Below are 20,753 nucleotides of genomic sequence, written 5' to 3'. Positions count from 1 at the left end.
GAAGGAGATCGGCGAACGCCTCGGCGTCTCCCAGATGCACGTCTCCCGGCTGATCTCGCGCCTGCTGACCCGCCTGCGCGAAGGCATGCTCACCAGCGACTGAACGGTCCTGTCGGTTCTGTGTCACAGGGACGGGTCGGCGTCCTGTGCTCCACGGGGGAGTCACGCGACGGTTGTGCGGGATGGTGAGTTCGAGCTGAACGGTTCACGGTTGTGGCAGGTGCCTGCCGGCAACGGGTCGCGGATGTCCTCGGTGACCTTCGAGCGGCACGGTTTCCGCGTCGCCGACGCGCGGAATTTCGCGCTCCGGTTTCTTGCCGAGGCGCAGACCGCCGGTGAGCCGACGCTGACGGCACGCGTCCTGGAGGCGGCGCAGCTGGTGGTGAGCGAGCTGGTCACCAACGCGGTCAAGTACGGTTCCGGGCCCATCGGACTGACGCTGGTGCTGTCCGAGGACACCCTGTCCGTCACCGTCCGGGACGGTGGATCGACGCTGCCGGAGCGCCGGCCCGCCGACCCGCGACGGGTCGGCCAGCACGGTCTGGAGATCGTCGCGGCGCTGAGTCAGGACCTCGAGGTGCAGCAGGAGGAGACCGGCAAGCGCGTCACCGCGCGCATCGCGCTCGAGGAGCGCCGGGGGCTGCCGTTCAGCCGAGGCTGACGTGGAGGCGCACCGTCGTGCTGTCCTGGTCGGTGTGGACCTCGAGCAGGTCGCACAGCTGACGTACCACCCACATGCCGTGCCCGTGCCGCTGCTGCGGGTCGGGCGGGAGATAGCCCAGGTACCAGTCCGTTTTGTTGGGGCCGGTGCTGGTGACGTCGCACACGATGCGCCGGCCCGCGCGGCGGACCGCTATGTGCCCCTCGCCCCCGCCGTGCTGGACGGCGTTGGTGGCGACCTCGTTGACCACGAACACCAGACGCTGGGTGCCGTCGGCGGACAGGCCCATCCCCGCCGCCGCCTGGGCGACCGTGGAACGCACCGCTGAAAGGTCGGCTCCGAAGCGCATGACGGTCCTCTCTCCTTCCCCGGCCACGGGCACGAGCGGGCGGTGCCAGCCGTCGCCGGCGGCGGGGTCCTCGTAGCGGTCGCTGGGGCGGGAGGACGCCGGCACGGCCAGGTGCGGGTGGGTGCGCAGGGCGCCGGCCACGATGCTCTCCGGCAGGACCCGGGTGTCGTACGGGCAGATGACCCAGGCCGGGCAGTGGGCGAAGGCGACGTTGAGCGCGGCTTCGTAGCGGGCCCACTCGGCCGTCTCCAGCGCGTCCCTGCCGTGCCAGACCGGTTCGCCGATGACCCGGACCCGCTGGTGCCGTCCCTCGCGCGTGCGCTGGTCGACGTACCGGTAGTAGGCACCCAGGGTGCGTCCCGGCGTCCGGTACCACTCGTCGGCGTCGACGAACTCGACCTGCCCGGACGCCTTTCCGAGCGCCTGGCGCAGCAGTGCGGCGTTGGCGGCACCGGTCACCGCCAGTACGGCGTCCCGTTGCTCCAGCCCTTCCAGACAGAAGGGCACCGTGGTGTCCAGGAACTCCTGGCCGCTGCCGTACAGCAGCCCCTGGTGGGTCAGGCCCCGGTTGCGATGCGGCCGGGGTGGTGGCGCGGTGAGGCTGTCGGTCACGCGCGGGTCTCCTGGGCGGTGACGACCAGGGCGGGGGTCGCGTCGAAACCGACCATGCCGATCACTTGGCAGAGCAGGGGAGCGAGTTCCACCACGTGCAGTCGCCGGCCGGCCTCCAGCCGAGCGGCGGCGTGGGCCAGGGCCCGCACGCCGCTCAGGTCGATGAACTCCAGCTCCCGCATGTCCACCTGGAGGTCACCCGGCCAGGCCGTCGCCGTCTCCAGGGCAGCCACCAGGGCCCCCGTGGTGCGGTGGTCCACACTGCCCACCACGCGCAGGCTGCGGCGCCCCTGCCGGAAGGAGGGCACGAGCCGCAGCGTGCCGTCCTGGTGGAGCGGCTCGGCCTCGACCTCTCCCGGATGGCATCCGTGCAGGTGGTCCAGTTGCGCGGGCGTGAAGCGGCGGGCGTCGTACTGGCAGACGGCCGAGGCCGGACGGCCGGCGAACACCTCGTTGACCTTGGTCTCGTAGTCGGCGAGCTGCTCGGCACCGGGTACCGGGCGCAGTGCCCAGCCCATCTCGCCGCTGACGCGGAACCCGGTGTAACCGGCCGTCAGGGAGTCGCCGACCTCCTGCTGCAGGGCGGCCACCATGCCGTCGGGGTCGAACGACCCTGCCGCCAGATAGCTGTCCTCCGCCGTCGTCACCACGAGCTGGCCCCTCTCCAGCGCCGGGCGGGGGTCCGTGCCCGACGCGGCCAGCCAGTCGAGGATCTCCCGGGGAGAGCGCTGGTCGGCGAAGTACATGACGCGTTCGCCGCGGTCCAGACCGGACGTCAGATACTCCGTCACCACGCGGCGTTGCTCGTCGTCGTCGGCGAACGCCAGACACAAGTGATCACCGTGATCCATGTCCTGGACCTGTCGGTTCGCAGTCTCGTACGTGATCACCCCGGCCCCCAACCCTCCCCTGTCGTACCGGCCTGCTCGAAACACCCTCGCGGTGTCGCCCCCCGCCCGGCCGGACAGCCGTGTACCCGACACTGTATCCACTGCCCGGGCATCGCGACACGGCGGCGAGCGGATCCCCGCGCGATTCAGCGCCGCAGGGCGGAGACGGCCTCCTGGGCGGTGGCGTGGAAGGTGAAGACCTGATCCAGTCCGACCACCTGGAAGACACGCATCTGGTCCGGCCTGACGCCGACGAGGCTGAGCGGCGAACCGGTCGCCTGCGACCGCTGGTAGGCGGTGATGAGCACCGTGATGCCGGTCGAGTCGCAGTAGGTCAGCCCGGACAGATCGATGATCACACCGGCGTCGCCGAAGGGGGCCTCCTTGACGGCCTGCGTCAGGATGGGGGAGCTGTGGTGGTCCAGCTCCCCGGTCACCTGGAGGACGTAGGGACCGGCCTGGGTGGTGTGTGGGGTGACGGTCAGCAGGCGTTCGGGCTCGGTCACCGGTTCTCCTGGAGGTGGGGGCGGGGCTGCGGGGGTACGGACAGGGCGAGCAGGGCGGTGTCGTCGCTGACGCCGTCGCCCAGGTGGCGCAGGAGCGCCTCGACGGAGGCCAGTAATGCGTCGGCGGAGCGGTCCTCGGCGTGGGCGTACGCGGATAGCAGGTACCGGGTGAGTCCGCTCTCGTCGAGCATGGTGCCGTCCGGGCTGCGCGCCTCGGTGAGACCGTCCGTGTACAGCAGCAGGCTCTCGCCCGGTGACAAGCGCGTGGTGGTCTGCACGAACTGCGGGTCGGGCAGCATGCCCACGAGCTGGCCGCCGGCGGTGGAGATCGGCTCCACGGTGCCGTCGGCGCGTACCGCGAGGGCCGAGGGATGCCCGCCGCCCGCGAGGTCGACACGGAAGGAGCCGTCCGCCAGGGGCTGCAGCACTCCGAAGACCGCCGTGCAGTAGCGGGGATCGCTGCCCTGGTACTCGCCCTTGAGGACGCTGTCGAGGTTGGACAGCGCGGCACACGGGTCGGGGTCGTAGATGGCGGCGGCGCGCAGGGTGTAGCGGGTCAGCGAGGTGAGGGCGGCCGCCTCGGCACCCTTGCCGCACACGTCCCCGAGGAAGAACGCCCAGCGGCCGTCGTCGAGCGGGAACAGGTCGTAGAAGTCGCCGCCGACTTCGTGCGGGGAGGCCGTGTGGTAGGCGGCCGCCGCCTGGAGGCCGGGGACCGTCGGCAGGGCCGGGGGCAGCAGGGTGCGCTGCAGCGTCCGGGCGAGGCGTTCGGCCTCGGTGCGCCGGTCGCGTTCGGCGGCGACCGTGCGGATGGCCGAGAGGCGCAGCTCGAGTTCGTCCATGACCAGCGCGGCCAGGTCCTGCAGGGCGTCGAGCTGGGCGTCGGTCGCCGTGCGCGGCCGGGTGTCGAAGACGTCCACCGTGCCCAGACGCTGTCCGTCGGCCGTGGTGATCGGCGCGGCGGCGTAGAAGCGGACGCCTATGTCGCCCTGGACGAGGGGGTTGGCGTGCGTGCGGGCGTCCGTCACGGCGTCCGTGACCACGTACGGCTCGCCGTGCAGGATGGCGGAGGAGCAGAGGCCGGGGTCGCGCCGCAACTCGGTGACGCCGGTCAGGCCGTGGGCGGCCTTGAGCCACACCCGGTCGGTGTCCACGATCGCCACGGTGGCCATGGGCGCGTCGAAGATCCGGGCGGCCAGGCCCGCGATCCTGTCGAACGCGCCGTCCGGCGGGGTGTCGAGGATCTGGTAGCGCCGGACCGCGTCGAGGCGCCTCCTCTCGTCGGACGCCCGTGGCAGGGGGACCTGCAGCGGACTCGTCGTCATCCCTACCGCTCCCTGCTGTACGTCGTGACACCGCCTGCCGGAGGACTCCCGGGCGGACTGGCTTATCCTACGAAGTCGTCGGCGTTCCTGGGCAAGCCGGGCAGCGGCGACCACGGGCAGGCGGTGCGGCGGTGGGCAGGGGGAAGAGTGGGAGGCGTCCAGTGACGCATGCGCAAGACGGTGTTCACGAGCCGGCGACGACCGCCGGTTCGGACGTGTTCGCCGCCGAGGCGGAAGTCGGCCGGGACCTCGCCGAGGTGGACTGGGCGTCGACCCCGCTGGGTCCGGTGCAGCAGTGGCCGCAGAGTCTGCGGACGGCGGTCAGCATCCTGCTGTCGTCGCGGTTCTCCATGTGGATGGCGTGGGGCCCGGAGCTGACGTTCTTCTGCAACGCGGCCTACCGGCGGGACACGCTGGGCCGCAAGTACCCCTGGGCGCTGGGCCGGCCGGCGCGTGAGGTGTGGGCGGAGATCTGGGACGACATCGGCCCTCGGATCGACACCGTGATGACCACCGGACAGGCCACCTGGGACCAGGGCCTGCTGCTGTTCCTGGAGCGGTCCGGCTACACGGAGGAGAGCTACCACACCTTCTCCTACAGCCCGTTGCGCGACGACGACGGCACGGTGGTCGGCATGCTGTGCGTGGTCAGCGAGGAGACCGAGCGCGTCCTCGGCGAGCGGCGCATGGCGACCCTGCGCGACCTCGGGTCGGACCTCAGCGTGGTCCGCACCGAACAGGAGATGCTGGCCTTCGTGGCTCAGCAGCTGGGCCGCAACACGCACGATCTGCCGTTCACGCTGACGTACCTGTTCCAGCCCGACGGCTCCGCGGTGCTCGCCGGCACCACCGGGATGCCCGCCGGGCACCCGGCCGCCCCCGACGCCCTGCCCGCTTCCGGCACCGGCGGCATCTGGCCGCTCCAGGAGTCGGCCCGCGGCGAGTCCGTGCTGGTGCCGCTCGACGGCCCCGTCTTCGCCGGCCTGCCGACCGGAGGCTGGTCGGAGCCGCCCGCGCAGGCGCTGACGGTGCCGCTGCTGCAGTCCGGCAGCGCACCGTACGGATTCCTGGTGGCCGGCCTGAACCGGTACCGCGCGCTGGACGAGGGCTACCGGGGATTCGTCGAGCTGGTCGCGGGCCACCTCGCGTCCGGGATCACCAGTGCCCGCAGCTACGAGGAGCAGCAACAGCGGGCGGAGGAACTGGCCGAGCTGGACCGGGCCAAGACCACCTTCTTCTCCAACATCAGCCACGAGTTCCGCACCCCGCTCACGCTGATCATGGGACCGCTGGAGGAGCTGCGCGCACGCCTGGCGGACGCCGAGGAGCCGGTGCGCGAGGAACTGGACGCCATCCACCGCAACGGGCTGCGGCTGGGCAAGCTCGTCAACTCGCTGCTGGACTTCTCCCGCATCGAGGCCGGCCGGATGCAGGCACGCTACGAACCGGTGGACCTGGCCGCGGTCACCGCCGAACTGGCCAGCGTGTTCCGGTCCGCCGTCGACAAGGCCGGCCTCGGCTTCGACATCGCCTGCGAGCCGCTGACGGGCGAGGTGTACATCGACCGCGGCATGTGGGAGAAGGTGATCCTCAACCTGCTGAGCAACGCGCTGAAGTTCACCTTCGACGGCTCGATCCGCCTCACGGTCCGCAGCGAGGACACCCGCGCCGTCGTGGAGGTCGCCGACACGGGCATCGGCGTGGCCGAGGCCGAGATGCCCCGGCTGTTCGAGCGGTTCCACCGGATCGAGACCGCCCGCTCCCGCTCCACCGAGGGCAGCGGCATCGGGCTCGCACTGGTCAGGGAACTGGTCGCCCTGCACGGCGGCACGATCACCGCCGAGAGCACCGAGGGCGAGGGCACCCGCTTCACGATCCGGCTGCCCTTCGGCTCGGCCCACCTTCCTTCCGACGCACTCGTGCCGGCCGACGACAGCCGCGTGGGGTCCGCCGCCGACCCCTACCTCGTGGAAGCGCTGCGCTGGCTTCCGGACGGGGCGGCCGACGCCGAGGAGCGGGCGGCCGCGGCGGTGGCGGGGGCCGGGCCGTCGGGACAGACGTCCGGTCCGGCCGTGTCGGCGCGGATCCTGCTCGCCGACGACAACGCCGACATGCGCGGGTACCTCACCCGTCTCCTGCACGGCGTCGGATACCGGGTCGACACCGTCGACGACGGCCTGGCGGCCCTGCGGGCCGTCCGGGCGGACGCTCCGGACCTGGTGATCAGCGACGTGATGATGCCGGGCCTCGACGGCCTCGCCCTGGTGTCGACGCTGCGCTCCGACCCCCGGACCGCCTCCGTGCCGGTGCTGCTGCTGTCGGCCAGGGCCGGACAGGAAGCGTCCATCGAAGGGCTCCGGGCGGGCGCCGACGACTATCTCGTCAAGCCGTTCGCCGCCGCCGAGCTCCTCGCCCGGGTGCGGGCCAACCTGGAACTGGCGCGGCTGCGCAACCACCAGGCCCGCTGGCGCAGCGCCCTGATCGATTCCCTGCAGGAGGCGTTCTTCGTCTGCGACGAGGACGGCGCCGTCACCGAGATCAACACGGCCTTCACCGACATCCTCGGTTTCGAGCCGGAGGGCCTGCCCTACCAGCCGATCCACCCCTGGTGGCCGGACGCCGAGACCGACCCCGAGGCACACCAGCAGGTCCAGGACGCCTTCGGCCAACTGCTGGGCGATCCCAAGGGCTCGTACACCATTCCGGTCAGCCACCGCGACGGCCACCGGCTGTGGGTGACGGCCACCTTCAACCAGGCCCACGACCCCGACACCGGACGCCAGGTCACCGTCGGCACCTTCCGCGACGTCACCGCCGAGCACTACGCGATCCAGCGCAAGAGCGCCCAGGCCGCCCTCAGCATGCGGCTCACCCAGGCGACCAGCCTGCCCGAGGCCCTGTCGGGCGTGCTGTCCGAGCTGAAGCACCTGTGGCGGGCCGAGTGCGTGGTGGCGGCCGTCGTCGCGGCCGGCCGGGAACCGTCCGTCACCGCGACCGACCCGCATCTGAACTGGCACGACCTGCCCGCCGACCGCCGGGACAAGCTCACCGCCTGGCTCGGCCGGCCGCTGCTCACGCCGGTCGACGACGACACGGGCGCGGGCATCACCGTCAATCACCCCGAGGGGACGATGGTGGTGTGGATCGACCTCGGGGGGCATCGTCCCTTCACCGGTGAGGACCAGCTGCTGCTGTCCCTGCTGGCCGGCCAGCTCGCCCAGGGGCTGGCCCGCGCCCACCAGATCGACCAGCAGCGCGAGACGGCCATCGCCCTCCAGCGTGCCATCCTCGGCCCGTCCAACCTGCCCGACGGATTCGCCGTCCGCTACGAGCCCGCCACCCAGCCCCTGGAGGTCGGCGGCGACTGGTACGACACGGTCCGGCTCCAGGACGGACGCATAGGCATCGTCGTCGGCGACTGCGTGGGGCGCGGCCTCGAAGCCGCCACCGTCATGGGCCAGCTGCGCAGCGCCTGCCGCGCCCTGCTCCTCCAGGACGCCAGTCCCGCGCAGACCCTCATGGCTCTCGACCGCTTCGCCGCCGGCATCCCCGGCGCGATGTGCACCACCGTCTTCTGCGGGGTCCTGGACCCCGAGACCGGCCACCTCACCTACTCCAGCGCCGGACACCCGCCCGGCATCCTCACCCACCCCGACGGCACCACCGTGCTCCTCGACGAGGGACGCTCCGTCCCGCTGGCCGTGCGACCGGGCAGGAGCCGCCCCGAAGGATCCTGCACCGTGCCCGCACGCGCCACCCTCCTGCTGTACACCGACGGCCTCGTGGAACGCCGGCGCCGCCCGCTGACCGCCGGCATCGACCAGGCCAGCGAGGCGGTCCAGGACGGCCGCAACGCCGCCGTGGACGACCTCGCCACCCAGGTCATGACCCGTCTCGCCCCCACCAACGGCTACGACGACGACGTGGCCCTCCTGCTGTACCGTCACCCGGCGCCCCTGGACGTGGCCTTCCCGGCCGAGTCGTCCCAGCTCGCACCGGTCCGCAAGGCCCTGCGCAGCTGGCTCGACCAGTGCGAGCTGCCGCCGCACACCGTCCAGAACGTCCTGGTGGCCGCGGGAGAAGCCTGCGCCAACGCCATCGAGCACGGACACCGCGACGCTCCCGGTGACACGGTCCGGCTGCGGGCCGAGGCCCTCGTCGACGACCTCCGCCTGACCGTCGCCGACACCGGCCGGTGGAAGACACCCCAGCCCGACGTCAACACCCACCGCGGACGGGGTGTGGCCCTGATGCGCGCGCTGATGCAACAGGTCACCATCACCTCCGGCGCCGCCGGGACCACCGTCGACATGCATACGAGGATCGCCTGATGACCACCCCGCTCACTCTCACTCCCAGCCGGCGTCCCGACGGCGCGACGCTGCTGACGGTCGTCGGCGAGATCGACATGAGCAACACCGACGCCCTGGCCTCGGCCATCGAGACGACCGACGGCCCGCTCGTCATCGACCTCACGGCCGTCGAGTACCTCGACAGCGCCGGTCTGAGCGTGCTGTTCACGCACACCGACCGCATCGAACTCATCGCCACGCCGCTGCTGGCCCCGGTGCTGAACATCTCGGGGCTGGCCGACCTGACCACCGTGCACGGCCTCGACGTGCCCTGAGGGGCGGGCGGCGGCGGACGGAAAGTGCCAGGTCTCACCCGCGACAACGGGGGTAATCGCGAGACCTGAACGCCCACCGCTCACAGACGAGGAGTCACCGTGCCGTCCCATGACGTCGTCGAGCTCATCCTTCGCGACCACCGCCGCATGGAGGACCTCTTCCGCACCATGCGCAACGCGGAGGCCGACCGTGCCGCCGCGCTCGCGGAATTCGCGAACCTGCTGATCGCCCATGCCTCGGCCGAGGAGGACAAGGTCTACCCGGCCCTGCGGCGCTACAAGAACGTCGACGACGACGACGTCGACCACAGCGTGCACGAGCACGAGGAGGGCAACGAGGCTCTGCTCGCCCTGCTGGAGGTGGAGGACACCGCTTCCGAGGAGTGGGAGGACAAGCTGGAGGAGCTGGTCACGGCGGTCAATCACCACGCGGACGAGGAGGAGCGGACCCTGCTCAACGACGCGCGCGAGAACGTCGCCGACGAGCGCCGGGCGGAGCTGGGGCGGGCGTTCGAGGAGGCCCGCGGAAGGTACCTGGAGTCCGACTGCGGCAGCGTGGAGAACGTGCGCAAGATCGTGGCGGGTTAGCAGCCGGCCCCGCGGGCACCGTTCCCGGGCGCGCGGGGTCAGGCCCGGTGCGAGGTGCGGGACGCCGGCGCCGGGACCGGCAGCGGGCTCGTCGCCGCCCGGGTCACGTCCCCGACGAGTTCGACGACGTCCGGGCCGTACGCCTGCGAGTTGACCACCTTCAGCAGCAGCACGAAGGAGTTCTTGCCGTGCTTGCGCGCCAGCCGCTCGTGGTGCCGGGCGAGGTAGCGCGTGGCGGCCTGGTTGGTGATCGCGCGCTGACCGCAGAACAGGAACGCCGGGCGGGCCTCACGCCGGTCGCCGGCGGTGAGGCGGGCCAGCATGACGTACTCCGTGACGCCCGGGTCCATGCGGTAGCGCTCGCCGCCGATCTGGAAGGCGGCCCGGTCCGGGCCCGGCTCCGGGTCCACGTTGATCCGCACCCCCGGCAGCATCGCCGCCATGTGGGCCACCATCCGCCGGTTCGACCCGGGACCGCCCACACAGAACTCCGTGCGCTCGCCGAAGCCCTGATGGACCGTGTCCTGGGTGACGACCTGGACGTGCGCGCCGCAGTCCTTGATCAGCGCGGACAGCTCCAGCAGTGCGAACACGTCGAAGCGGTGGACGGCCGGCTCGGAGGTGGCCGGGTCCCGGTTGACGACGAGCAGCGACTCGGCGTTCTCCGGCAGTCCGAAGAAGGCCTGCTTGCGGCGGAGTTTCCGCTTCCAGAGATACGTACGGGCGAGCCAGCCCAGCGCGGCGCTGATGCCCGCAGCTATCACACCCAGGACGATGTTGCGTACGTCGTCAGTCATGGGCGCGCATGCTAGCGGTCCCCGGGGTACCGGTGTCCGACAGGCCCCTGACGCGGCCATGACGATGATTTAAGCTGCCCGAACGGCCTTTCACTGGAGGTGCGGATGCGTCGCCCTGTCGCACGGAATCTGACGGTCCTGGCGGTCTCGGCCGCCGTGGTGTCGGTGGGGGCGGCGGCGCCACCCGCCGCGCAGCACAGACCGGCCGCCCCGAAGACCCCGGTCGCCGTCGGCTACGGCGGGGCGGTCGCCAGCGTCGACCAGGACGCCTCGGCCGCCGGCATCGAGGTGCTGCGCAAGGGCGGCAACGCCGTCGACGCGGCCGTCGCCACCGCCGCCGCGCTCGGCGTCACCGAGCCCTACTCCGCCGGCATCGGCGGGGGCGGCTACTTCGTCTACTACGACGCCAAGTCCCGCACGGTGCGCACCATCGACGGCCGCGAGACCGCGCCGCTGACCGCCGACGAGACCCTCTTCACCGAGAACGGCAAGCCGCTCGCCTTCGCCGACGCCGTCACCAGCGGCCTCGCCGTCGGCACCCCCGGCACGCCCGCGACCTGGCAGACGGCCCTCGACACGTGGGGCAGCCGCAAGCTCGCCTCCGTGCTCGAACCGGCCGAACGCCTGGCCCGCGACGGCTTCACCGTCGACGACACCTTCCGCTCCCAGACCGCGGCCAACGAACAGCGCTTCCGCTCCTTCCCGGACACCGCCGAGCTGTTCCTGCCGGGCGGCGAACTCCCGGTCGTCGGCTCCACCTTCAAGAACCCCGACCTGGCCCGCACCTACAAGGAGCTGGGCCGCAAGGGCACCGACGCGATCTACCACGGCGAGCTGGGCGAGGACATCGTCGCCACCGTCAACAAGCCGCCCGTGGACCCGGACTCCGGCTGGAACGCCCGCCCCGGCGACCTGTCCGCCAAGGACCTCGCCGCCTACGAGGCCAAGCTGCAGGCCCCCACCAGGACCACGTACCGCGGCCTTAACGTCTACTCCATCGCCCCCTCGTCCTCCGGCGGCACCACGGTCGGCGAGGCACTCAACATCCTCGAGCGCACCGACCTCTCCCGGGCGAGCAAGGCCCGCTACCTGCACCGCTTCATCGAGGCGAGCCGCATCGCCTTCGCCGACCGCGGGCGCTGGGTCGGCGACCCCGCCTTCGAGGACGTACCGGCGAAGGAACTGCTGTCGCAGCGGTACGCCGACTCGCGGGAGTGCCTGATCAAGGACGACGCGGCGCTCACCAGCCCCCTCGCGCCCGGCGACCCGAGGCATCCGGCGTCCTGCGCGGGCAGCGGCACGGCGGCGCCGACGACGTACGAGGGCGAGAACACCACGCACCTCACGGTCGCCGACAAGTGGGGCAACGTCGTCGCCTACACGCTCACCATCGAGCAGACCGGCGGCAGCGGCATCACCGTGCCCGGCCGGGGCTTCCTGCTCAACAACGAGCTGACCGACTTCTCCTTCGCCCCCGCGAACCCGGCGGTCCACGACCCCAACCTGCCCGGCCCCGGAAAGCGGCCGCGCTCGTCGATCGCGCCGACGATCGTGCTGGACCGGCACCACGAGCCGGTCGTGGCGGTCGGTTCGCCCGGCGGCGCCACCATCATCACCACCGTGCTCCAGACCCTGACCGGCTTCCTCGACCGCGGCCTGCCGCTCGTCGACGCGATCGCCGCACCGCGCGCCAGCCAGCGCAACGCGGCGCAGACGGAACTCGAACCCGGCCTGTACGACAGCGGGCTGCGGGCGGAGCTGGAGGCGCTCGGGCACTCCTTCAAGCCCAACCCGGAGATCGGGGCGGCGACGGGTGTGCAGCGGCTGCCGGACGGCAGGTGGCTGGCCGCCGCCGAGAAGGTCCGGCGCGGCGGCGGCTCGGCCATGGTGGTCAGGCCCGCGCGGCGGTAGCGCCGCCCGTCACAGTTCGGGGACGGGCCGCTCCGGCGTGCGGAACGCCAGCCGCCCGTCCTCGACGTCCACGGTGACCCGGCCGCCCTCCTGGACGCGGCCGTCGAGCAGCAGCCGGGAGAGCTGGTTGTCCACCTCGCGCTGGATGGTGCGGCGCAGCGGCCGGGCACCGTACTCGGGCTGGTAGCCGCGCTCGGCGATCCAGTCCACGGCCGCGTCGGTGAAGTCGACGGTGATGTCCTGCGCCCGCACCATGCGCCGGGTCTGCTCCAGCAGCAGGCTGGTGATCTGCCGCAGCTGCTCACCGCTGAGCTGGCGGAAGACGACGATCTCGTCGATGCGGTTGAGGAACTCCGGCCGGAAGTGCTCGCGCAGCGGACGCAGCACCTGCTCGCGCCGGGCCTCCTCGTCCGCCTCGCTCCCACCGGCCCCGAAACCGATGCCGGCACCGCGCCGGGTGATCACGTCGGAGCCGAGGTTGCTGGTCATCACGACGACCGCGTTCGTGAAGTCGACCGTCCTGCCCTGCGAGTCGGTCAGACGGCCGTCGTCCAGGACCTGGAGCAGGATGTTGAAGACGTCCGGGTGCGCCTTCTCCACCTCGTCCAGCAGCAGCAGCGAGTACGGGTGCCGGCGCACCACCTCGGTGAGCTGGCCGGCCTCCTCGTGCCCGACGTAGCCGGGCGGGGCGCCGACCAGGCGGCTGACGGTGTGCCGCTCCTGGTACTCGCTCATGTCGAGGCGCACCATGCGGTCCTCGCTGCCGAACAGGGCCTCCGCCAGGGCCCGGGCCAGCTCGGTCTTGCCGACGCCGGTCGGGCCGAGGAAGAGGAAGGAGCCGATGGGCCGGTCGGGGCTGGCGAGCCCGGCGCGGGAGCGCAGCACGGCGTCGGAGACGACCCGGACGGCCTCCTCCTGGCCGACCACCCGCTCGTGCAGGTGCGACTCCAGACCCAGCAGGCGGTCCTTCTCCTCCTGGGTGAGGCTGCTGACGGGGATGCCGGTCTGCCGGGACACCACCTCGGCGATGGACTCGGTGCCGACGACCAGGCTCAGGCCCTCGTCGGCCTCCCCGCCGCCGTCGGCCTCGGTGATCCGCTGCTTCAGCTCGGTGATCCGGTCGCGCAACTGCATGGCCTGCTCGTACTGCTCGTCCGCGACGGCCTGGTCCTTGTCCCGGATCAGCTGGTCGACCTCGCGCTCCATGGCCCGTACGTCCGTGCCCTTGGTGCGCGCCCGCAGCCGCACCCGGGCACCGGCCTGGTCGATCAGGTCGATGGCCTTGTCGGGGAGCCGGCGGTCGGTGAGGTAGCGGTCGGACATCTCCACGGCCGCGACCAGTGCCTCGTCGGTGTAGCGGACCTGGTGGTGGGCCTCGTAGCGGTCGCGCAGTCCGCGCAGGATCTCGATGGCGTCCGCCGTGGTGGGCTCGGGCACCAGGATCGGCTGGAAGCGGCGGGCGAGAGCCGCGTCCTTCTCGATCCGGCGGTACTCCTCCAGCGTGGTGGCGCCCACGATGTGCAGTTCGCCGCGGGCCAGGGCCGGCTTGAGGATGTTGCCGGCGTCCATCGAACCGCTCTCACCGCCGCCACCGGCGCCGACGACCGTGTGCAGCTCGTCGATGAAGATGATCAGTTGCTCCGAGTGGGCGCGGATCTCACCCACGATGTTGTTCATCCGCTCCTCGAAGTCGCCCCGGTAGCGGGTGCCCGCGACCACGCCGGTCAGGTCCAGCGCGACCACCCGGCGCCCGATCAGCACGTCCGGAACGTCGCCGTCGGTGATGCGCTGGGCGAGGCCCTCCACGATGGCGGTCTTGCCGACGCCCGCGTCACCGATCAGCACCGGGTTGTTCTTGCCGCGCCGGGAGAGCACCTCGACGGTCTGCTCGATCTCGTCCTCGCGCCCGATGACGGGGTCGATCCGGCCCTGCTGGGCCAGGTCGGTGAGGTCGCGGCCGTACTTGTCCAGCGTCGGCGTGTTCGTGGACCTGGGGCCCTCCGTGCGGGTCTTGGCGGCCTCCGGTGTCTCCGTCGGCAGGCCCGACGGAGCGAAGCGGGCCGCGTTCAGGATGTGTCCGGCCGCCGAGTCCGGATTGGCGGCGAGGGCACTGAGCACGTGCTCGGGGCCGATGTATCCGGTGCCGGTGGAGCGGGCCAGCTCGTGCGCGTCCAGCAGGGCACGCTTGACGGCCGGGGTGAGTGAGAGCGACGTGGGCGGCGGGACCTCGCCCGGCGGGTGCTGCACCGGGCCGGTCCGCTCGTCGATCTGCGACGCCAGCGCGTCGGGGTCGGCGCCGGCCCGGCTGAGCAGGCCACGGGTCGGTTCGGTGGCGAGCGCGGCCCGCAGCAGGTGCTCGGTGTCGAGATCGCGGCTGCCGTGCTCGGCGGCGTACTGGGCGGCGCCGCGCACCAGCTCCCGGGCGGGCTGGCTGAGCAGCCGCCCGATGTCGATCTGCCTCGGCCTGGGCCCGCCGAAGAAGCGCGCCAGGAATTCCGCGAACGGGTCGCCCTCCGGGCCCATGAAGCCGCTGCTCATCGTGTACGGACCTCCGCTGCATCGCTGATCGACGTGCCGGGGCCGGGTAACCCGGTCGGGGCGCGGTCATGCCCAACATGACACGTTCTGTTCTGCCGGGCATGTCCTGGGGCGTCGGGCGGGCGGGCGCTTCCGGGGCGCCGGTGCGGGCGCCGGGCGGGGGCGGGTCGCGTGGCCCGGCGCCGCCCGGGTGCCGCCGCGCCCACCCGTGCCGCCCCAGCGGCACGACTGCCCGCGGCCGGGTGGGCGGGGCGGTGTGCGGCCCGGGGTGGCGGGGCGTGTGCGGCTGGGGCGGCAGGGTTGCCCGTGGCCTGGTTGGCGGATCGGTTCGCGACCTGGGATGGCGGAGCGGTGTGGGGTTGGGGTGGCGGGGCGGTGTGCGGCTGGGGCGGCAGGGTTGCCCGCGGCCTGGGTGGCGGAGCGGTTCGCGACCTGGGATGGCGGAGCGGTGTGGGGTTGGGGTGGCGGGGCGGTGTGCGGCTGGGGCGGCAGGGTTGCCCGTGGCCTGGGTGGCGGATCGGTTCGCGACCCGGGATGGCGGAGCGGTGCGGGATTGGAGTGGTGGGGCGGTGCGTGGCCCGGGGTGGCGGGGTGTGTGCGGCCCCGGGGTGGCGGGTGTGTGCGGCTGGGGTGGCACCACTGCCGGCGGCCTGGGGTGGCGGGGCGGCGGGGCCTGGGGCGGCACGATGGCCAGCGGCTCGGGTGGCGGGGCGGTGCGTGGTCTGGGGTGGCACGACTGCCCGCGGCGGGGGCGGCGGGTGGTCCGTGGCTGGGGGCCCGGGGGTCTTACAGGGCTTCCCGGGACGTCAGGACGCGCGGCCCCGTCTCCGTGATCGCCACCGTGTGCTCGACGTGCGCCGCCCGGGAGCCGTCGTTCGTGCGCAGGGTCCAGCCGTCCGCGGCGGCGTGCCACTCGTCCCGGCCGCTGCCGATCAGCATCGGCTCGATGGCGATGACCATGCCGTGGCGCAACGGGAGCCCGCGTCCCGGCCGCCCCTCGTTGGGGACCTCCGGGTCCTCGTGCATGCGCCGGCCGATGCCGTGGCCGCCGAAGCCGTCCGGGACGCCGTAACCCGCGGCCCGGCACACCGAGCCGACCGCGTGCGCGATGTCCCCGATGCGGTTGCCGACGACGGCCGCGTCGATGCCCGCCGCGAGGGCCCGCTCGGCGGTGTCGATCAGGGCCGTGTCCGCCGGGCGCGGGGTGCCCACCGTGAAGCTGATCGCCGAATCGCCCGCCCAGCCGTCCAGCGTCGCCCCGCAGTCGAGGGAGACGAGGTCGCCGTCGCGCAGCCGGTAGCCGTCCGGGATGCCGTGCACGATCGCGTCGTTCACCGAGGCGCAGACGACGGCCGGGAAGGGCGTCGGCGCGAAGGAGGGCCGGTAGCCGAGGAAGGGCGAGGTCGCGCCGGCCTCCCGCAGCACCTCCCGGGCCACGGCATCCAGCTCCAGCAGGGAGACGCCCACGTCCGCGGCCGCCCGCGCGGCGGTCAGCGCGCGGGCGACGACCTGGCCGGCCGCGTACATGGCATCGATAGACGTGTCGCTCTTCAGTTCCACCATGCCAATAACTATACCGGTATTTTAATTGGGGTCACGGCGGGACGCCGGTATTAGAATGACGGCATGGTGCGCAACCCTCTGACCCCGGAAGAACGCGAACGCGGCGAGCGGCTCGGGCGGCTGCTCCGCGCGGCCCGCGGCGACCGCACCATGACGGAGGTCGCCGCGCAGGCCGGCGTCTCCGCGGAGACCCTGCGCAAGATCGAGACCGGGCGGGCGCCGACGCCGGCGTTCTTCACGGTGGCCGCGCTGGCCGCCGTCCTCGGGGTGTCCATGGACGAGCTCGTGGGGCAGTGCGCCCTCGTCGGCGTCTGACTCCGCCTCCGAGACCCCCCCGCGGAGCCCCCCCGCGCGGCCGGCCCGCGCCACGGCCGGCCGGGCTCCCCGCGTCGCCGGCCGATCGGCCGAGGGGCGTCACACCGGCCCCGTGCGCCCCACCGATCACCCGCAGGAGTGCGAATCACGATCGACACCCCGGCTTGGCGACGATGGTCTTGGCAAGCCCGTCCGAGAGGCTTACGTTCGTCCCTCTACGGCCTGCTCTACGGGCGTAGAGGCTCTGACGTCGTGTCGAAGGAGCAGCTCATGGCCAACGTCGTACGTGCCGCTCTGGTCCAGGCCACCTGGACCGGCGACACCGAGTCCATGGTGGCGAAGCACGAGGAGCACGCCCGCGAGGCGGCCCGGCAGGGCGCCCGGGTCATCGGTTTCCAGGAAGTCTTCAACGCCCCCTACTTCTGCCAGGTCCAGGACCCCGAGCACTACCGCTGGGCCGAGCCCGTGCCCGACGGGCCGACCACCCGCCGGATGCAGGCACTCGCCCGCGAGACCGGCATGGTGATCGTCGTCCCCGTCTTCGAGATCGAGCAGTCCGGCTTCTACTACAACACCGCGGCCGTGATCGACGCCGACGGCACCGTCCTCGGCACCTACCGCAAGCACCACATCCCGCAGGTCAAGGGATTCTGGGAGAAGTTCTACTTCCGTCCCGGCAACCTCGGCTGGCCCGTCTTCGACACGGCCGTCGGCAAGGTCGGCGTCTACATCTGCTACGACCGGCACTTCCCGGAGGGCTGGCGGCAGCTCGGCCTCGGCGGCGCCCAGCTGGTCTACAACCCGTCCGCAACCCACCGCGGCCTCTCCGCCCACCTGTGGCAGCTGGAGCAGCCCGCGGCGGCCGTCGCCAACGAGTACTTCGTCGCCGCGATCAACCGGGTCGGGCAGGAGGAGTACGGCGACAACGACTTCTACGGGACGTCGTACTTCGTCGACCCCCGCGGCCGGTTCGTCGGCGACGTCGCCAGCGACACCAAGGAGGAACTCGTGGTCCGCGACCTGGACTTCGACCTCATCGAGCAGGTGCGGCAGCAGTGGGCCTTCTACCGCGACCGCCGCCCCGACGCCTACGAAGGGCTGGTGCAGCCGTGACCAAGGACCTGTTCGCCCGCCACCGCGCCGTCCTGCCCGACTGGCTCGCCCTCTACTACGAGGAGCCGCTGGAGATCACGCACGGCGAGGGCCGGCACGTCTGGGACTCCTCCGGCAACAAGTACCTCGACTTCTTCGGCGGCATCCTCACCACGATGACCGCGCACGCCCTGCCCGAGGTGACCAAGGCGGTGAGCGAGCAGGCCGGTCGGATCATCCACTCCTCGACGCTCTACCTCGACCGGCCCATGGTCGAACTCGCCGAGCGCATCGCCCAGCTGTCCGGCATCCCCGACGCGCGCGTCTTCTTCACCACCTCCGGCACCGAGGCCAACGACACCGCCCTGCTCCTCGCCACCGCCTACCGGCGCGGCGACACCGTCCTGGCGATGCGCAACAGCTACCACGGCCGCTCCTTCGGCACCGTCGGCATCACCGGCAACCGCGGCTGGTCCCCGACCTCGCTGTCCCCGCTGAAGACGCTGTACGTGCACGGCGGCGTGCGCACCCGCGGGCCCTACGCCCACCTGGACGACCGCGACTTCATCGACGCCTGCGTCGCCGACCTGAAGGACCTCCTGGGCCACACGCGCCCGCCCGCCGCGCTGATCGCCGAACCCGTCCAGGGCGTCGGCGGCTTCACCTCCCCGCCCGACGGCCTGTACGCCGCCTTCCGCGAGGTGCTGCACGAGCGGGGCATCCTCTGGATCTCCGACGAGGTGCAGACCGGCTGGGGCCGCACCGGCGAGCACTTCTGGGGCTGGCAGGCCCACGGACGCAGCGGCCCGCCCGACATCGTGACCTTCGCCAAGGGCATCGGCAACGGCATGTCGATCGGCGGCGTCATCGCCCGCGCCGAGATCATGAACTGCCTGGACGCCAACAGCATCTCCACCTTCGGCGGCACCCAGGTCACCATGGCGGCCGGCCTCGCCAACCTCACCTACCTGCTGGAACACGACCTCCAGGGCAACGCCCGGCGCGTCGGCGGACTGCTCGCCGAACGGCTGCGGGCCGTCGCCGCCCAGGTGCCGCACGTCCGGGAGGTGCGCGGGCGCGGACTGATGCTCGGCATCGAACTGACCCGGCCCGGCACCGACGAGGCCGACCCCCGGGCCGCCTCGGCCGTGCTGGAGGAGGCCCGCGCGGGCGGGCTGCTCATCGGCAAGGGCGGCGGCCACGACACCAGCGCCCTGCGCATCGCGCCGCCGATGTCCCTCACCGTCGCGGAGGCCGAGGAGGGCGCCGCGATCCTCGAACGCGCCCTGCGGAGCCTGTGACGGCCGTGCGCTGAGCCGTGCACCGAGCGGAGGTACCGCCGCCATGACCACCACCCGGGAAACCTGGGAACCCGCCCTGTCGGTCCGTCAGGTCCTCGCCCTGGAGCGGGTGCTCGCCGGACAGCCCGAGGTGGTGGCCGGCGCCGGCCTGCTCGACCGCCCGGTGCGCTGGGTGCACGTAGCCGAGGCCGCCGACGTCGGCGTGATGCTCAGCGGCGGCGAGATGGTCCTCACCACCGGGGTGCTGCTCGCCGGGGACGAGGACCGGCAGACCGAGTACATCCGCTCCCTGCACCGCGCGGACGCCGCGGCCGTCGTCCTCGGGCTCGGCCGCGCCTTCCCCGCCCCGCCGGACGTGATGCGCCGGACGGCCGAGCGGTGCGGCCTGCCCATGGTCGTCCTGCACCGCCCCTTCCCCTTCGCCGAACTGACCGAGGAGGTCCAGTCCCGGCTGCTGCGGCGCACGTACGCCGCCGTCAGCCTCTCCGAGGCCGTGCGCACCGAACTGACCGGCCTGATCACCGCGGGCGCCCCCGTGCAGAGCCTGCTCGTCGAGGTGGCCCGGCACGCCGGCTGCCCGGTCGTCGTCACCAACCTCGCGCACCGCGTCCTCGCCACGGCGGGGGAGCGGGCCGCCGTCGACGACGTGCTGCGCGACTGGGAGCGCATCGCCCGGCAGGCCGGGGCCGGCGCCGCCGACGGCTGGATCCGCGCCGAGCTGACCTGCCGCGGGGAGCGCTGGGGGCGGCTCGTGCTGTGCGGCCACCGCGGCGACCGGGCCGCCGGACGGCTGCTCGCCGACCGCGCCGCCGAGGCCCTCGTCCTGCACCGCATGCTCGCCGGCCCCGCGACGCCCTCCTGGGAGGAGCAGTCCGCACGGAGCCTGCTCACCGACCTGGCCGGCGGGGCCGTACCGGCGCGGCACCTGCTGCCGCGGGCCCGGGCGGCGGGGCTGCCGGTCAACCGGCGCGTCTTCGTCCCGCTGGCCGTCCCCGACGGGGACCCGGCCCGCCTCGGCCGGGTGCTGCGGGTGCTGGGCCTGCCGGGCCTCGTCGCCCACCTCACCGACGACACGACCGCCGTCCTGCTCAGCCTCGCCCGCGATCAGGACGCCCGGGCACTGACCGACCACTTCGCGGCCCGGCTGCGCACGGAGCCCGGCGCCGCCGGCACCGTGGTCGCCGCGGCCGACGCCCGCACCCTCTGGGACGACGTGCCGGCCGGCCTGCGCGAGGCGCAGCACGTCGCCGACGCCGTCACCGACTCCGCGGCGGCCCTCGACCTGCCGCCCGTCGTCCGCCTGCGGGACGTGCACCTGCGCGGCCTGGTCCGGCTGCTGCGCGACGACCCGCACGTGCAGTCCTTCGCCGAACGGGAGCTGGACGGGCTGCTGCGCGGCCCCGACGAGGCCCTGCTGCCCGTCCTGCGCACCTACCTCGCCACCGGGCGCAACAAGTCCCGCACCGCCCAGCTCCACCACGTCTCGCGCCCCGCCCTCTACCGCCGCCTGGAGGCCATACAGACCAGGCTCGGCGTGGACCTCGACGACTTCGAACAGGCCGCGTCCGTGCACATCGCGCTCCTCGCCCACGACGCACAGCAGGGGTGACACCGTGCAATGCCCGACACCCGCAGACGTGACACCGTGCCCGTCGAAGCGGCCGGACGCCGTCCCTAC

17 protein-coding genes are annotated in these 20,753 nt (G+C 72.8%); 10 read left to right on the top strand and 7 right to left on the bottom strand.

Annotation, left to right across the window (positions count from 1 at the left end; translation table 11 throughout):
- The coding region (locus ACGF3H_RS10570; protein WP_362499277.1) for a sigma factor-like helix-turn-helix DNA-binding protein at window positions 1-103 on the top strand (103 nt) is incomplete at its 5' end.
- 117 nt (window positions 104-220) lie between these two features.
- Window positions 221-661, top strand: coding sequence for an ATP-binding protein (locus ACGF3H_RS10565; RefSeq protein WP_362499112.1), 441 nt, complete (start codon window positions 221-223; stop codon window positions 659-661).
- Here the strand turns inward: ACGF3H_RS10565 and ACGF3H_RS10560 are convergent.
- The 4 genes from ACGF3H_RS10560 to ACGF3H_RS10545 form a co-directional block, all read right to left on the bottom strand.
- Window positions 648-1,622, bottom strand: a complete 975-nt coding sequence (locus ACGF3H_RS10560; protein WP_362499115.1) for a sensor histidine kinase — start codon at window positions 1,620-1,622, stop codon at window positions 648-650. The genes ACGF3H_RS10565 and ACGF3H_RS10560 overlap by 14 nt on opposite strands.
- The gene (locus ACGF3H_RS10555) at window positions 1,619-2,473 is read right to left on the bottom strand and encodes an MEDS domain-containing protein (RefSeq protein WP_362499117.1); all 855 of its coding nucleotides are present in this window, start codon (window positions 2,471-2,473) and stop codon (window positions 1,619-1,621) included. The genes ACGF3H_RS10560 and ACGF3H_RS10555 overlap by 4 nt, the downstream gene beginning before the upstream one ends.
- Window positions 2,474-2,658: 185 nt before the next feature.
- Window positions 2,659-3,018, bottom strand: a complete 360-nt coding sequence (locus tag ACGF3H_RS10550; RefSeq protein ID WP_362499120.1) for an STAS domain-containing protein — start codon at window positions 3,016-3,018, stop codon at window positions 2,659-2,661.
- On the bottom strand, window positions 3,015-4,343 hold the full coding sequence (locus ACGF3H_RS10545; protein WP_362499122.1) for a GAF domain-containing SpoIIE family protein phosphatase: 1,329 nt from the start codon (window positions 4,341-4,343) through the stop codon (window positions 3,015-3,017). Before ACGF3H_RS10545 ends, ACGF3H_RS10550 begins: the two co-directional genes overlap by 4 nt.
- A 350-nt stretch (window positions 4,344-4,693) precedes the next feature.
- Between ACGF3H_RS10545 and ACGF3H_RS10540 the strand changes: the two genes are divergently transcribed.
- The 3 genes from ACGF3H_RS10540 to ACGF3H_RS10530 all read left to right on the top strand — a co-directional run bounded on the left by ACGF3H_RS10540 (window position 4,694) and on the right by ACGF3H_RS10530 (window position 9,558).
- A complete protein-coding gene (locus ACGF3H_RS10540; protein WP_362499280.1) occupies window positions 4,694-8,674 on the top strand; it encodes a SpoIIE family protein phosphatase in 3,981 nt (1,326 codons plus the stop codon).
- Window positions 8,674-8,970, top strand: coding sequence for an STAS domain-containing protein (locus tag ACGF3H_RS10535; protein ID WP_362499125.1), 297 nt, complete (start codon window positions 8,674-8,676; stop codon window positions 8,968-8,970). The genes ACGF3H_RS10540 and ACGF3H_RS10535 overlap by 1 nt, the downstream gene beginning before the upstream one ends.
- Window positions 8,971-9,069: 99 nt before the next feature.
- Entirely contained in the window at window positions 9,070-9,558 is a 489-nt protein-coding gene (locus ACGF3H_RS10530) for a hemerythrin domain-containing protein (protein WP_362499127.1), read from the top strand.
- A 38-nt stretch (window positions 9,559-9,596) separates the two neighbouring features.
- Here ACGF3H_RS10530 and ACGF3H_RS10525 read toward each other — a convergent pair whose 3' ends face one another.
- The gene (locus ACGF3H_RS10525; RefSeq protein ID WP_362499130.1) at window positions 9,597-10,355 is read right to left on the bottom strand and encodes a hypothetical protein; all 759 of its coding nucleotides are present in this window, start codon (window positions 10,353-10,355) and stop codon (window positions 9,597-9,599) included.
- Window positions 10,356-10,460: 105 nt separating this feature from the next.
- Between ACGF3H_RS10525 and ggt the strand changes: the two genes are divergently transcribed.
- Window positions 10,461-12,266: a gamma-glutamyltransferase gene (gene ggt, locus ACGF3H_RS10520; protein WP_362499133.1), complete on the top strand. Its 1,806-nt coding sequence runs from the start codon at window positions 10,461-10,463 to the stop codon at window positions 12,264-12,266.
- 9 nt (window positions 12,267-12,275) lie between these two features.
- Here ggt and ACGF3H_RS10515 read toward each other — a convergent pair whose 3' ends face one another.
- Together ACGF3H_RS10515 and map are read right to left on the bottom strand one after the other, a co-directional pair.
- The gene (locus ACGF3H_RS10515) at window positions 12,276-14,804 is read right to left on the bottom strand and encodes an ATP-dependent Clp protease ATP-binding subunit (protein ID WP_362499136.1); all 2,529 of its coding nucleotides are present in this window, start codon (window positions 14,802-14,804) and stop codon (window positions 12,276-12,278) included.
- A 786-nt stretch (window positions 14,805-15,590) separates the two neighbouring features.
- Window positions 15,591-16,367 carry a type I methionyl aminopeptidase gene (gene map, locus ACGF3H_RS10510; RefSeq protein ID WP_362499138.1) on the bottom strand — a complete coding sequence of 259 codons (777 nt, stop codon included), beginning with the start codon at window positions 16,365-16,367 and terminating at the stop codon, window positions 15,591-15,593.
- Between the two features lie 63 nt (window positions 16,368-16,430).
- Between map and ACGF3H_RS10505 the strand changes: the two genes are divergently transcribed.
- From ACGF3H_RS10505 to ACGF3H_RS10490, 4 genes are all read left to right on the top strand, one after another.
- Window positions 16,431-16,682, top strand: a complete 252-nt coding sequence (locus ACGF3H_RS10505) for a helix-turn-helix transcriptional regulator (RefSeq protein ID WP_362499140.1) — start codon at window positions 16,431-16,433, stop codon at window positions 16,680-16,682.
- A gap of 270 nt (window positions 16,683-16,952) precedes the next feature.
- Window positions 16,953-17,795, top strand: a complete 843-nt coding sequence (locus tag ACGF3H_RS10500; protein ID WP_362499143.1) for a nitrilase-related carbon-nitrogen hydrolase — start codon at window positions 16,953-16,955, stop codon at window positions 17,793-17,795.
- The gene (locus ACGF3H_RS10495; protein ID WP_362499146.1) at window positions 17,792-19,075 is read left to right on the top strand and encodes an aspartate aminotransferase family protein; all 1,284 of its coding nucleotides are present in this window, start codon (window positions 17,792-17,794) and stop codon (window positions 19,073-19,075) included. The genes ACGF3H_RS10500 and ACGF3H_RS10495 overlap by 4 nt, the downstream gene beginning before the upstream one ends.
- 43 nt (window positions 19,076-19,118) lie before the next feature.
- Window positions 19,119-20,684 carry a PucR family transcriptional regulator ligand-binding domain-containing protein gene (locus ACGF3H_RS10490; RefSeq protein ID WP_362499149.1) on the top strand — a complete coding sequence of 522 codons (1,566 nt, stop codon included), beginning with the start codon at window positions 19,119-19,121 and terminating at the stop codon, window positions 20,682-20,684.
- Window positions 20,685-20,753 lie beyond the last annotated feature (69 nt).

The organism is Streptomyces sp. NPDC048185, assembly GCF_043202495.1.
In the GTDB taxonomy this organism is placed as follows: Bacteria; Actinomycetota; Actinomycetes; order Streptomycetales; family Streptomycetaceae; genus Streptomyces.
This window is presented reverse-complemented; position numbering and strand designations above follow the sequence as displayed.